The following is a 13183-nucleotide window of genomic DNA, read 5'->3' on the forward strand; positions in this document are numbered from 1 at the left end:
AGGAAGACATCCGATACAAAGGTAATATTTATAAACCGGCCCGGTTGCGCAAAGTAACGTCAATTCACGAAAAAATGGAAAAGTCGGCGGATGCAAACAACGCATAAAATCATTACAGCGGACTCCCGCAAATTGGACTCTATACCCGACAACAGCATCGACCTTGTTGTCACTTCACCCCCTTATCCAATGATCCGGATGTGGGATGAGATCTTTTCCGCACTCTCCAGCGACACGAAAAAGGCGTTAGAAAAAGAAAACGGTGATCTGGCCTTTGAAACCATGCACAAAGAGCTTGACAAAACATGGAAAGAGGCGTATCGGGTACTTAAAGACGGCTCCTTTGCCTGCGTTAATATCGGTGATGCTGTCCGGACAATTGGCGGCAGGTTCAAACTCTACTCGAACCATTCGAGAATAATAACCTCATTCCGCAATCTCGGATTCGATTGCCTTCCGGTAATACTCTGGCGAAAGCAGACCAATGCTCCCAACAAATTCATGGGTTCGGGCATGCTTCCCTCGGGGGCATATGTCACTCTGGAACACGAATACATTCTCATTTTCCGTAAAGGAGCGAAAAAGATATTCAAATCCGAAGAGTCTAAGCAGCGCCGTATGGAAAGCGCTTTTTTCCGGGAAGAGCGCAATACCTGGTTTTCGGATGTCTGGGATTTCAAAGGCACGACACAAAGGCTTGTCCATAGCGATTTACGCGAGCGAAGCGGGGCCTATCCGCTTGAACTGGCATACCGGCTGATCAATATGTATTCGCTCTACGGCGATACGGTATTAGATCCTTTTCTGGGAACCGGCACAACCATGCTCGCAGCGCTTGCCTGCGCAAGAAACAGCATTGGAGTCGAAATAGACAAAGCCTTTTCCCGAGTTGTTCTCGATCAGACGTATAATTCACAGAAAATCGCAAACTCTTTGCTGGCGCAACGGATAATAAAACACCGGAAATTCGTTGACAATCGCCTCTCGCAACAGAAGGGATTGAAATATAAAAATATTCCGCATGGATTTCCGGTGATGACCAGGCAGGAGGTGCAGCTTTGCCTTAAGAGAGTCAGTGATATGAGGAAAGATCGTAAAGGTACAATTATCACTGAATATGAAAATCTGGGTGAGATGAAAGCTGATTGAAGTAATTCTTGATGGTATTAATCCCTGCAAAATTCCCCACAATAATGGTATAATCATATTCTGCCAATTCAGCAGATTTAATGGTTTTATCTGTCAGGAAAAAAAGTGATCAAAGAACCTCACCTCACCCTTTTCGATCTGGCAATATGCCTCTCCGATGCAGCCGATCTGGTCTGCCCGGCACTGGTAAATCATCATAAGCAGGTCGCCTATATTGCATCGGTAATTGGTGCGGAGATGGGGCTCGATGATGAACGGCGGAAAGATCTGGTGCTTGCCGGGGCCGTACACGATATGGGAGCGCTGTCCCTGAGCGAGCGTCTGGAAACCATGTCCTTTGATATCGGTGATGTAAGCGAACATGCTGAGGTGGGTTATACGCTGCTGCGGCTGTTTGAGCCGTTGCGGAGGATTGCCGATATAGTACGGCGTCATCACTGCTGCTGGAACAAAGGAGCAGGAAGCGAAAATGATGGTGAACCGGTCTTGCTCGAGAGCCATATCATTCATGCAGCCGACCGTATTGCAATTTGTATCGATTATGAGCGGGGAATTTTAGGGCAGGCCGATGAAATCAAAGAAAAAATATCCGCTCAACGGGGATGCATGTTTCATCCGGAGGTACTCGATGCGTTCCTGGCTGCCGCGGAGAAGGAGTATTTCTGGCTCGATTCCGTTTCACCGACAGCGTACCGGATTCTCCGTCAGAAAGTTCGCATGAAAACACTGACTCTTAGCATAGGGCAATTAAACGAGCTGGCCCGTTTCTTTGCCCGCATCATCGATTTCCGGAGTAGATTCACGGCAACCCATTCGGCCGGCGTTGCCGCAACAGCGGCTGCACTGGCCCGATTTGCCGGGTTCTCACAACGGGAGTGCGAGTATATGCGGATTGCAGGATATCTTCACGACCTCGGCAAACTCGCAATCCCCAGAGAAATCCTCGAAAAACCGGGAAAGCTCGACAAAGAGGAATTCGATGTGGTGCGTGCCCATACATATTACACCTACCGAATCCTTGACACACTCGAAGATTTCGATACGATCAACACCTGGGGGGCCTTTCATCATGAACGGCTCAACGGGAAAGGCTATCCATTCCATCATACCGGCGACGTCCTCTCTCTGGGCTCGCGTATCATGGGCGTATCGGATATATTTACCGCCGTTTCCGAAGACCGCCCCTATCGCCCGGGAATGCCGCCCGACCAGGTAAGCAGCGTGCTGAAAACCATGACCGCAAACGGCTCGATCGATCCGTTTGTTGTGTCGCTCCTGGAAAAACACCGCACTCAAATCGATGAAGCACGGCGAGAGGTCCAGATAGAATCGCAGAAGATGTATCGGGATGTTATTGAAATGCCACTATCTGCAGCGGGAAAAAAGCAAAAATAGCAAATCAGCCGGTCGGCAAGCTCAAATCAGATTCAGGAAATCATCATTGCTCAAACCAGCCTGCTTTAAAATAGCTTTCAAAGTCCCTTTTTTCAGGTCTATATTATGCATTGGGACTGTAATTATTGATGGGTGGCCCGGTTTTTCAAGAATTACATAGCTTCCGGTCTGATGGTCGATTTTGTATCCCGCCTTTTTTAAAGCCCTTATTGCAAAACGGGGTTTTATTGCAGGAAGTTTGCTCATACGGCAACAGCAATATTGACAATTTCTGCAGAAGGATTCTCCCGCTTGATTTTCTCGTGATAGCACTTGAGATAACCCTTAATTGCATCTTTACTATTCTCCAGCGCTTCCTTTTTGCTCTCGCCTTCGCTTACACAACCCGGCAAAGCAGGAACGGTTACCGTATAACCGCCTTCTTCCTGGGGCTCAAGAACTATTTCCAAACGCATAGTATTCCTCCTTCTTTCATATAATAAAAAATATATCATTTTCATGAAAATTCATAAAGGCAGACAAACCGGACTCAATGATACTTTCTCTCCCAATACTCAATCTGCCGTTCCATATCGATCGGTTCTGTTTTGCTGCATACCACAAGCAGCGTATCGGACAGAAACGGGAATATCGTTGATAACACCCGAAAAACCGGCGCAAATATTTTATAGCGGTGAATAAACGGCAGCGACAGCCTGGTTGAAACAAAACGCTCAACTTTTAAACCCACAAAATTAAGTGCTTTCTCTAAAGTGGCTGCATCGTAAAGCTGAAAATGCAAATCCAGCACATTGCGGGGATCGAAATAATTCTTTCTTTTTTTGCGAAACATCGCATATCGCACAACCTGCCAGAATGCGCAACTGTTAGGGGTATGAATGATTGCTGTTCCCTTTTCGGAAAGCAGGGACCGTATATTTTCGAGTCCGGCCACAGGGCTTTTCAAATGCTCGAGAACATCCATGCAGAAAATTAAATCAAATTGCCTCCCCTTTAAACTGGAAAGGTCATTTTCGATATTGCACAGGGCAGTAGAAATTTTTACACCTGTTGTTTCTGCATTCTCAGAAACCATCTGCAATTGGGAGGGGGAGATATCTGCAGCGGTCACCTCATGTCCCTTTTGAGCGAGCAGCACCGAAAGTGCCCCCTCGGCACAGCCCAGATCCAATACGTCGAGCGGGCGACCGGCCGGCGCCAGGGATGCGAAAAAAGCGAGTTCATGCCTATCGGTCTGCTGCGGGATAAAACCGGCTTTATCATAATATCCGGCATAATTGCCGGGAAGCGACTTACTCATTAGTGATACTACCTGTGCATATCAATGACAAAGGTCGACAATTTTTCATGATACTAACTATTTTAAACAGTAACTCGGCGGTTCCGCCACCAAGACACAACAACAACGGCACACCACATTCATTATGCAGTCAAAGCCGATGTATTAAAGATAAACTCTGCCGAAATTTAATCGAAAGCTATTGCAGCACTATCCGTCCATGAATCCGGCAACAAAAAAAACACACCTGCTTTCAGGAGCAATCCTTCTCCTTTCCAGTGTCATGATCTTTCTTTACGGAAGAATCGATCCGGGTGATTCCCGTTATTCAGAATGGGATTTACATTACTACCGGCAAATCGCCCGTAATGCTCCCGATCTTCCTTCCCAGGTACCCGAACCTTTCAGCTATCGAATTCTGGGCCCCTTTCTGGTGGGAGCGTTGCCTTTTCCGACAGACACCGCCTTTTATGGTCTGGCGATTTTCTGCGCTCTCATCCTGCCGGTACTCCTTTTTTATTTTTTAAAAACCCACAGCATCCGGAATTCTGTTGCATTTCCGACAACGCTCTTCTTTCTCTGCAACACCTACATTTACGGATTCAACGTCTGGGACCCCTATCAGATCAACGATACCATCTCGTTAATTCTTCTTCTAGTAATGTTCTGGTCGCTTTCGAAAGGAAATTTTGCTGCTTTTGCGATTGCTGCTGCTGTTTCAGCATTTGCCCGGGAATTGTTTTTATTGTTTATCCCGGTGGGGCTTGTATTTTTTGCAGAAAAAGGGGAGCTGAAACAAAAGACCGTTCCGTTTATAATTGCGACAGTCCCGGCCCTTCTATTATTTATAGCATTGCGGATTGCGATTTCTTCTCCGGCAGATAAGGGCCTGACCTATTATTTCACCGCCTTTTTCGAGCATGTCCCGAAAATATACTCTTTCAACACATGGTTCAGAATCCTGATCAACGCCTTCGCTCCCTTTTCACTCGTACCGATTGTGTTTGGTGATCAGACAAAAGCATTTATCAGAAATAATAAATATATGATTGTGTTTGCACTACTCGTATTCATAAGTTCGCTCTTTGGGGGCGATAATGAGCGATTGGTCGCACCGGCATTTGCGGTCTTTTATCTGTTGATGGCCCGTATCATTCAAAATGAGCCATTTTTTACTCCGGCCGTAAGGGGGATACTTCTTGTGATGGCCTTTCTCAACAGTCTGCACCATTCGATTGCTCGATATCCGGTGGTTCCACGAAACGGAACAATTGCTTTAACCATAGGCACCACATTAGGTACGGCAATACTGTTGTTATTCCTTAAGTCGAAAGGATCCGAACGCAGCGAAGAAATGGTATGAAACAGATCTATCAATTAATAAAACTGAACAGGATCATTAAATCGCACAGGATAAAGCTGATCGCCCTGCTGCTTGCAGATATTTTTCGATTCAGGCATCTCTTTATCCGTTTCGATCCGATTATCGCCTGCAATCTCAGGTGCCTCATGTGTCCTTTCAGCGATCCTGAATTCATAGCAAGCAAAAAACCGAGATTCAGCTCCGATGATATTAAAAGAATCGGTGGCATGTTTTTTCCCCTGGCGTATCAGTGTGTTGTCGGGTGCGGCGCAGAGCCGACCGTGTACAAAGATTATCTATCCATTCTCCGCATGGCAAAACAGTATGGAGTCCCCCATATCGGTTTTACTACCAATGGACAACTATTGACTCAACCGAAAGTTCGGGAACTTTTCGAGATCGGCATCGATGAGATCACCCTTTCTATGCACGGCGTTAAAAAGCAGACCTATGAGCGGTTTATGGTCAACGCATCGTTTGAAAAGTTTCATGAAATCCTTGCGGCGATTGATGAATCAAAAAAGAGACCGGGAATACATCCGGGAATAAGAATAAATTACACGGTCAATCCCGACAATTTACCCGAGCTTGCCGATTTTTTTGAGGAATTCGGCCGATATGCCGTCGATGTTCTTCAAATACGACCCATGGTGGACCTCGGCACTACCGCCTACGCCGCAAGCGATCTCTCGCATTTTGCCGGAGAATATCAATCGATTATCGATTCCCTTGCCGAAGAATGCCGCAAGAGAAATATTACGCTCCTTGCCAACAGATACGACCCATCGCCGTCGGATAATAATCCTCAGAGTGCAATGCTTCAGTTTGCCTATCGCTACATTTCACCGCAGTGTGTATGGCGCGAAGACTTAGACTGGCGCAATACCTCATATAGAGAGTTTTGTCGAAAAATCGGTTGGCGCAAAATTCTCCTGAAATCTATCGCCCTTCCGGCAAATAAGCTGCATCAAATGAAAAATCATCTGGGCTATGATATCTATTCATGAGATTCCTTGATTCGCATTGTTGTATTTTAATAAGTAGGCAAATAAATTTTAATCTGCGCAAACCAGCTTCACCAGCGTCATCAGCGTTCGATTTTTTACGATGTGTTAATTAAAAGCGAGAAATCATGAATACAATCGAGGTTGTCCCCTATTCGAGCGAGCAGTATGATACCTGGAACGAATTCGTGGAAAACTCCAATAACGGCACAATTTTCCATCGCCAGGACTTCTTAGCATACCATCCTGAAGGTCGATTCAATTTTCTTCATCTGATGTTCTATAAAAAGGGTGAGCTTATTGCGGTTTTACCCGGCGGGAAAGTCGGGGACATGTTCAAGAGCCCTATGGGCGCCAGCTTCGGCGGGTTTGTAGTCAATAAGCATTTTGGTATTGAAGACGCCGATGAGATTGTCAAAGCACTCATCCGGTACTGCTCGTCACAGATGATCAAAGAAATCTATCTTACACCGCCCATGCAGATCTATTGCGATCTTTTCAACGAATCTGTCGAATATGCGATGCACTACAACCATTTTATACTTATCAGTTCTCTCTATTCTTCAATAATCGATTTTTCCCATATCACCGGTAAAGAGAGCCTGTCGAAAAATACCCGCCATAAAATCAACAAGGCGATTAACAAGGGTATCACTATCGTTCAAAAAAATGATTTTGATGTTTTTTATCCCATATTATCAAAAAACAAAGAAAAATTCGATGCCCGGCCGACCCATTCAATCGACGAACTGAAAAAAATTGAAGAGTTTTTGCCGGGAATGATGACCCTTTTTATGGCTTACTACGAAGGTCAGCCGGTGGCGGGCGAACTGCTCTTTGCCGCAAACAAACAGTGTAATCTCAATTTCTATACCATGCATCTCTACGAATATCACAACCTCTTTGCAGTCAATTATCTGGTGGAAAATTCTATCAGATGGTGCAAAGAAAACGGATTCAGATATATGGACTACGGCGTATCTGCCGACACATTCAATCCCGACCCCATGGAGCCGTCATGGTCGTTGATTCAGTTCAAGGAGTCAATGGGAGCGACCGGCTGCAGACGAAACACTTATTATCGCAGAGTTTTTTAATATTCTATGTCACCACAGAAGAAAAGCACTTTTTTCAAGCGAATAGCACATTACGGCCCCCGCAGAACACTTAATAAATTGCAGCAACGGATTCTGCAAAGAGTCCATGGATACCCTCGAAGCATACTCCTTCAAGCCGTATCTGCCTGTAACTTGAAATGTGAACATTGCTTTTTAAATAATTTCGGCAAAGAAATCGGCGATGGTGTTATCAAGATATTACCGTACGACGAATTTGTTGCCCGGGCAGATAAAATCAAACACCTGATCAGGCATGCTCATTCATTTTATTTCTCAGGGTTTGAAGCGCTTTTGCATAAAGATATTTTCAGGATGATGGACCACATTGTTTCGATCAATCCGGCTATCGAATTCCCGATCATGACAAACGGCAACTCGTTCACCCAGCGGATATTCGATGAACTGCCAAAACACCCCATTCCGGAAATTTCGGTTTCCCTCGACGGGATTACCAGAGAAACAGTGGAGAGTTTCAAGACCGGAGCAGTTTTCGAAAAAACAGTCGAGACAATCAAGACGCTTGTTGGCCTTAATCTGAATGCTTCGATCGGCACGGTTTTCGTGCTTCACAAAAGCAACCGCCACGAATTCATCGATTATCTCGATTTCGTTAATGATTTAGGTATCAAAGATGTTTACGTTACCAATCTCATGTCTTTTACCCCCGCGCTTCGGGACCGGTATCTCTACACACCGGATTCAAATCCTGAACTCGACACGCTCTTTTCTCTGGCAGTCGAAAAGGCAAAGGACAACGGTCAGAGCATAACCCTTCCGGCAACCCACCCTACGCTAAAAGGATGCACACAGTGGAATTTGCTGTTTATCGACATCGCCGGAAATGTTGCCCCTTGCGATTATCTGTCGGTGAGTACTCCTTTCGAGCTTTTCGGGGAGACACAGCAGACCAGGCCACTCATTTTCGGCAATATCATGAAGGATGATATTTTGTCGGTCTGGAACGGCAAGGCATTCAAAAAATTCCGAGCCATGCATCGGTCGGGCAAGGAATTACCCGGTCGTTGCCGTCTCTGTGCAGATGCCTGGGGTCTTGTGTGCAGCAACCGGACGGTCTATGATTTCCGGTGAATTTTTCCCGGCCTGTTTATTTAAGTTATGTCTGTTTTTGCGGTAAAAAATGCCGATTTACGCATTCATGACGCGTGCATATTCTTTTTCTAATTGGGGAAGGATATTCGAGGCTCGATAATTCTTTGCCCTCTCCCGCGCCGACATTCCCAATCTTTGTGCTTTATTTGAATCGAAACATATGGAGAGAACTGCATTTCGCAGGTCTTGTATATTTGAAGGATCAATAACGAGCGCGGTAATGTCATGCTCCACAAATTCTGCGGTGCCTCCTCCCCCGGAACAGACAACCGGTTTCCCGCAACTCATCGCCTCTAAAACAGTCAATCCAAAGGCTTCGGGAAGCAGTGATGTTTGTGTCACACAATCAGCAGTCAGATAAAATGGGCGGGGATCATGCACCGGACCGGTAAAAATAACCCTGACCGGCAATGTCTCGGAGAAACCGCGCAGGGCTTCATAATGATCACGATATTTTTCAAAAACAGGTCCCACCACCATGATAGTTATGTCTCCGTTGATGCGCTTATAATCAACAAAACATTTCAGCAGTTTATCAAGCCCTTTCCGGGGTGCTATTCCTCCTACCCACAAAACCACCTTATCCTTTGAGCCGATTCCGAAATCGCGCCTTATTTTTGTACGAAGCATACTTTCTTGTGCAATATCAAACCATTCATCCGGAATCGTGTTGGGAATCACAATGGTTTTTTTTGGGTGAAACCGGTGCTGTACCGCTTTACTTGGACATATAATGACCCCGGCAAAAAGAGGAGGCAATCTCCGGAAGAGTTGATAGACAAAGGGTATTTGCAAAACCAGTTCATGAATATGCCATACCAGCGGTTTTCGGCAGATTACTGCGGCGAAGGGGGGAGCGAAATTGGGAAGTGCATTGCAATGAATAATATCATATTTTCCCGAAATGATGATTTTTCTCAAAGCTGCGACAGCTTTGCAAAGCCTGACAAAATAGCAGTAGTAGCCTCCTGGACCCTTGAATTTGATCAAAAGGGGGATATCGACATGCAGTAAGGTCATGCCGTCCTCCTTCGCCTTCACCTCCAGCCATTCGTTGGGAGGAGTAACAACAGTAATTGCATACCCCTTGCTTTTCAGGTACCGTGTGGTTCGATGTAACACAACCGCGCAGCCGTCACCAAAGGGCACATAGTTGACAAACAATATAGTGGGTTTTTTTTGAGAAGGAGGCATTATCAATTATACCTTCATTGCAAATCGAAGTGCAAAGGTTACCGCCACAGCCAGACCGCCAAATACGATCTGCATAACCGCGCTGTTGACAAGAACCTGTTTTCTATCTTTAAACTCCTTGACCCTCAGCAAAACGGCCCAGTAAATAGCACCAAAGGAAAACAGTCCTGCCAGTGCTGCTCCCAGGATTCCCAGCGGTGGAACCAGCATTGCATTGAAAATTAAACTGAGAATAATACCAGCCGTAAAAGCGATCAACATGTATTTCGTATCGTTTTTTAATTCGAGAATCGGACGGATTATGGCAAGAAGAACTCCAAACAGATGGACCGCCAGAACAATTGCCACCGAAGTAAGGTACTGCTCCGGCAAATGCGCTCCTTTGAGCAGCCTGAGCGCAATCGGTGATAGAGAATACATTACAATAAGTCCGATACCGCATGCCCCCTGAGCAATAAGCAGGTTTCTGTCGATTGTGCCCGAAATCACACCATTCTTTGACAGGTGAAAATAGATGGAAGGCCATGCTTTGCTGATCAGAAGTGTGAATACCATCAAAAACGAAGCGTAATCTTCGATAAGTTGAAAATAAGGAAGATCCTCTGGATGAAAATAATTGAGAAACCCCTTATCCCAGAGCGTATCGAACCAGAGAACAAGATATCCCAGAAAAATGGGAATCACATAGGACCGATACGCCTTTTTCCGTTCTTCATCCAGCGGTACTTTTTCGGTTGTGGAAACGATCTTCCGGAACATGAACACTACAATAACCATCACTACAATCGCCTGGGAGATAAACCAGGTGCTCAATGAAAGATAATCCAGCACAAAAAGCAGAACGACGACCACCACAATCGATGCATTGCGTATAAAATTAAGGAATGTATATACTCCAACTTTTAAATCCGAGCGGAAAAAGGCGCCTGTAACCTGAAACAATGCGGTTGCACCGGCAAAAAGGCATGCTCCATAGCCTACCCATGAGAAATAACGGATCTGCCACCAAAGACCAACGGTAAGAGTTACAGGGGCAACAAAAAAGAGCGCGCTGATAATCAGCATTCTCATTGAAAATCTCAGAAAGCTTTTATCCTGATGGAAAAACCTGACAGCTCCGTTTTCCAGCCCGAAATTGGCAACGATATTGATAAGTGCTACAGGTATTGTCAAGAGGGCGTACCATTGCTGTTGCTCCAGAGTTGCCATGCTCCTCCACAATAGCGCCAATGATACAAAACGTCCACCAACACTCAGGGCCATGGAAAAGCCATAGAGAATAAGTTGCAGGAGAATACCCTTTTTAGTCAGTTCAGGCATGGTTCAGCATTATCGTTTGAATTCAATCTCCTAATGAAACAAATCGGCGATAAATCTCGGATTCCTGTTGCCAATTGGTTTTTGTGCGCTCACGCAAGCATGCATTCTTATAATTTTTATAGCTATCCCGATTATTCATTATGCACGATAGCACTTCATATATTGCTGCATTGTTACCGGAATCCACCGTCACTCCAACGCCTGATGTGTTAATGTACTTTTTCATTTCAGGGAAATTACTTGCTACAACCGGTATTCCTGCGTGAATATATTCAAACAATTTGCAGGGAAGCGCCTGGTATATGCCTGGACTGATATTATTGAAAAGCGCAATCCCGATATCTGCATCCTGGAGTAACAATGGAAGGTCATCATAGTGATAGGGACCGAACCATCCGATCTGAGCCGTAATTCCCATCGCCTCGCTCTCGGCTTTCAAAGTATCGAGTTCGGGCCCATAACCGGCAACAGCAAGTCGCGAGGAAGGGTTACTTTTTATAAAGGGATAAACATTTTCTATCCCTCTGCCTTTATCGACAACTCCGTGATAGACACAAACAAATTCTCTTTCTGTCCATTGGAACCGTTTGCGCAGAATCAGCTCTTTTTTACTCCGCAGCGGCCTTAGTTCCGGAACATTTCTGACAACAAACGGCTCGGGTATGAAGGGATATCTTTTTTTAAATGACCGGGCGTCGATTTCCGCAACCACCGCCACCTTAAGTGCTCTGCGAATGCCGAACCGTTCGATATTTGTCCAGATCCATTTTGCTACAGGACGGTTATTAAGGGTTGTCATATGAGGAATATCTTCCAGAGAAAAATAGACCAGAGGGATTTTGCGCATTATAGCGTGGATACAGCAAGGCAATAGAGCGGGGGCATCAATGGGATGCAGCAGGGAGGGTTTTTTCTTCAGGAGTATCAGAAATACTTTCAACATAAACCAGGCAAAACAGAGAGGGCCCCTATTTAAAAATGGTGGAATGGAAAAGGTATCGACTCTGAAGAACACATCATTATGAAGATTTGTACTGGTAAACGCTCCCCGGTAACCGATTGCCCAGGCATTTTTTTTGACATCCTTGAGTGTCGATGCAAAACGGGCGATATGAGGGAAGTGACAGGGATCTGAGAAATGAGGGATCGCTATGATTTCATTATTCATGCATCGGTCTTAGGGTAAAATAAGCAGTTTGCCAAGATCGCTTTTTCCATTGTGATGAGCTACAAAATAGTATGTTCCCGGCGCAACATTTTCCGGCGGGTTCAGGCTGAAGTTCCATTCGTACTGGGTTTTATTTTCAGGAACAGCTTCCGAAATAACCTTCCCGTTTATATCGTATAATAGAAGGCGGGTATCAGGGGCGAGGTTTTCAAAAATAACCTCATCATGATCGGGATCTGAAATTTTGAAGGGATTGGGATAGGCAGTAATTTTTTCATTAGTCTTAACCTTATCAAAGCTATGTCCCAGATCGTAGCGGGAAAGCCCTTCCGTGGTCGCGATCCAGAGACAGCCGTTATGCCGATCAACGCATACATCATTAACACTATTGGAAATAAGGCCGTCTGAAACCGTAAGATGGGTGGTAGCTGAACTGTCATACAGATTATACTTGATAACACCATCCCGGGAACCCAGATATAAAACGCTGTCCTGCTCCATATCAACAGCTTTCAACTCCATTGACATACCTTCAAACTTCTCTAATGAATTTGTTTCGCCGTTGAAGCGATGGAGCCCCTCCCCGGTGGCAAGCCAGGTGGTACCGGTTCCTGTTGAAATCATATCATATACTGTCCCCATACTTTGAAAGTCATTTTTCAGGTAAGTAATTGCAGCAGGCCCATCCATTGGAGAACCGTTATGAGTGAATGCCACAAATCCCCCTCCTAATCCACCAACCAATACGGTTCCCTTCGAATCAACGTTGATTGAATAAATATTGTCGAAATAGCTTTTGCCTTCAGTCAGGTATTCTACAAATTTATCTTCTTCCGGATCATAGCAAAAGAGGCAGCCTGTAAAACCATGCTCTCGGGCATAGTTATTGCCATACCATATATATCCCGACGAATCTTGAGCGATTGCCGTAGTAATGCCGGATCCGTGCTTAATCATTTTCCATTCGTCTTCGCTGTAATCATAATGATGAATCCCGAAACCGAAGGTTGGGAACCACAAGTCCCCTTCGGAATCTTCCATGGCTACCCTGAAATGCTCCGGACTACCCAGACGAGCTTTATG

At 45.3% G+C, this 13183-nt stretch carries 13 protein-coding genes; 6 read left to right on the top strand and 7 right to left on the bottom strand.

What is annotated here, in order from left to right:
* Positions 1-90 precede the first annotated feature (90 nt).
* Both GF401_01525 and GF401_01530 read left to right on the top strand, forming a co-directional pair.
* On the top strand, positions 91-1149 hold the full coding sequence (locus GF401_01525) for a site-specific DNA-methyltransferase (protein ID MBD3343724.1): 1059 nt from the start codon (positions 91-93) through the stop codon (positions 1147-1149).
* Positions 1150-1254: 105 nt separating this feature from the next.
* Positions 1255-2544 (top strand): HD domain-containing protein, encoded by a 1290-nt coding sequence (locus GF401_01530; protein ID MBD3343725.1) that lies wholly within the window; start codon positions 1255-1257, stop codon positions 2542-2544.
* A gap of 21 nt (positions 2545-2565) precedes the next feature.
* Here the strand turns inward: GF401_01530 and GF401_01535 are convergent, their stop codons facing one another.
* The 3 genes from GF401_01535 to GF401_01545 all read right to left on the bottom strand — a co-directional run bounded on the left by GF401_01535 (position 2566) and on the right by GF401_01545 (position 3844).
* On the bottom strand, positions 2566-2790 hold the full coding sequence (locus tag GF401_01535) for an addiction module toxin, HicA family (protein MBD3343726.1): 225 nt from the start codon (positions 2788-2790) through the stop codon (positions 2566-2568).
* On the bottom strand, positions 2787-2999 hold the full coding sequence (locus GF401_01540; GenBank protein ID MBD3343727.1) for a type II toxin-antitoxin system HicB family antitoxin: 213 nt from the start codon (positions 2997-2999) through the stop codon (positions 2787-2789). Before GF401_01540 ends, GF401_01535 begins: the two co-directional genes overlap by 4 nt.
* Before the next feature lie 74 nt (positions 3000-3073).
* Positions 3074-3844, bottom strand: coding sequence for a methyltransferase domain-containing protein (locus GF401_01545; protein ID MBD3343728.1), 771 nt, complete (start codon positions 3842-3844; stop codon positions 3074-3076).
* Positions 3845-4043: 199 nt separating this feature from the next.
* Here GF401_01545 and GF401_01550 point away from each other — a divergent pair, with 199 nt between their 5' ends.
* The 4 genes from GF401_01550 (at position 4044) to GF401_01565 (ending at position 8397) form a co-directional block, all read left to right on the top strand.
* Positions 4044-5186 carry a hypothetical protein gene (locus GF401_01550; GenBank protein MBD3343729.1) on the top strand — a complete coding sequence of 381 codons (1143 nt, stop codon included), beginning with the start codon at positions 4044-4046 and terminating at the stop codon, positions 5184-5186.
* Positions 5183-6193, top strand: a complete 1011-nt coding sequence (locus tag GF401_01555) for a radical SAM protein (protein ID MBD3343730.1) — start codon at positions 5183-5185, stop codon at positions 6191-6193. The genes GF401_01550 and GF401_01555 overlap by 4 nt, the downstream gene beginning before the upstream one ends.
* Positions 6194-6318: 125 nt before the next feature.
* Entirely contained in the window at positions 6319-7287 is a 969-nt protein-coding gene (locus tag GF401_01560; GenBank protein ID MBD3343731.1) for a GNAT family N-acetyltransferase, read from the top strand.
* A gap of 6 nt (positions 7288-7293) precedes the next feature.
* The gene (locus tag GF401_01565) at positions 7294-8397 is read left to right on the top strand and encodes a radical SAM protein (protein ID MBD3343732.1); all 1104 of its coding nucleotides are present in this window, start codon (positions 7294-7296) and stop codon (positions 8395-8397) included.
* Positions 8398-8454: 57 nt separating this feature from the next.
* Here GF401_01565 and GF401_01570 read toward each other — a convergent pair whose 3' ends face one another.
* From GF401_01570 to GF401_01585, 4 genes are all read right to left on the bottom strand, one after another.
* The gene (locus GF401_01570) at positions 8455-9612 is read right to left on the bottom strand and encodes a glycosyltransferase (protein ID MBD3343733.1); all 1158 of its coding nucleotides are present in this window, start codon (positions 9610-9612) and stop codon (positions 8455-8457) included.
* Between the two features lie 6 nt (positions 9613-9618).
* Positions 9619-10932 (bottom strand): hypothetical protein, encoded by a 1314-nt coding sequence (locus GF401_01575; GenBank protein MBD3343734.1) that lies wholly within the window; start codon positions 10930-10932, stop codon positions 9619-9621.
* Between the two features lie 22 nt (positions 10933-10954).
* Positions 10955-12100: a glycosyltransferase gene (locus tag GF401_01580; GenBank protein MBD3343735.1), complete on the bottom strand. Its 1146-nt coding sequence runs from the start codon at positions 12098-12100 to the stop codon at positions 10955-10957.
* A gap of 9 nt (positions 12101-12109) precedes the next feature.
* Positions 12110-13183, bottom strand: a 1074-nt coding sequence (locus GF401_01585; GenBank protein MBD3343736.1) for a hypothetical protein, incomplete at its 5' end; no start/stop codon positions are given.

Source organism: Chitinivibrionales bacterium (genome assembly GCA_014728215.1).
In the GTDB taxonomy this organism is placed as follows: domain Bacteria; phylum Fibrobacterota; class Chitinivibrionia; order Chitinivibrionales; family WJKA01; genus WJKA01.

Bases quoted from the DNA above. Each gene is read 5' to 3' on its own strand.
- GF401_01535 (MBD3343726.1), bottom strand. From the start codon at position 2,790: ATGAGCAAACTTCCTGCAATAAAACCCCGTTTTGCAATAAGGGCTTTA.
- GF401_01545 (MBD3343728.1), bottom strand. From the start codon at position 3,844: ATGAGTAAGTCGCTTCCCGGCAATTATGCCGGATATTATGATAAAGCC.
- GF401_01525 (MBD3343724.1), top strand. From the start codon at position 91: ATGCAAACAACGCATAAAATCATTACAGCGGACTCCCGCAAATTGGAC.
- GF401_01550 (MBD3343729.1), top strand. From the start codon at position 4,044: ATGAATCCGGCAACAAAAAAAACACACCTGCTTTCAGGAGCAATCCTT.
- GF401_01555 (MBD3343730.1), top strand. From the start codon at position 5,183: ATGAAACAGATCTATCAATTAATAAAACTGAACAGGATCATTAAATCG.
- GF401_01575 (MBD3343734.1), bottom strand. From the start codon at position 10,932: ATGCCTGAACTGACTAAAAAGGGTATTCTCCTGCAACTTATTCTCTAT.
- GF401_01570 (MBD3343733.1), bottom strand. From the start codon at position 9,612: ATGCCTCCTTCTCAAAAAAAACCCACTATATTGTTTGTCAACTATGTG.
- GF401_01565 (MBD3343732.1), top strand. From the start codon at position 7,294: ATGTCACCACAGAAGAAAAGCACTTTTTTCAAGCGAATAGCACATTAC.
- GF401_01560 (MBD3343731.1), top strand. From the start codon at position 6,319: ATGAATACAATCGAGGTTGTCCCCTATTCGAGCGAGCAGTATGATACC.
- GF401_01540 (MBD3343727.1), bottom strand. From the start codon at position 2,999: ATGCGTTTGGAAATAGTTCTTGAGCCCCAGGAAGAAGGCGGTTATACG.
- GF401_01580 (MBD3343735.1), bottom strand. From the start codon at position 12,100: ATGAATAATGAAATCATAGCGATCCCTCATTTCTCAGATCCCTGTCAC.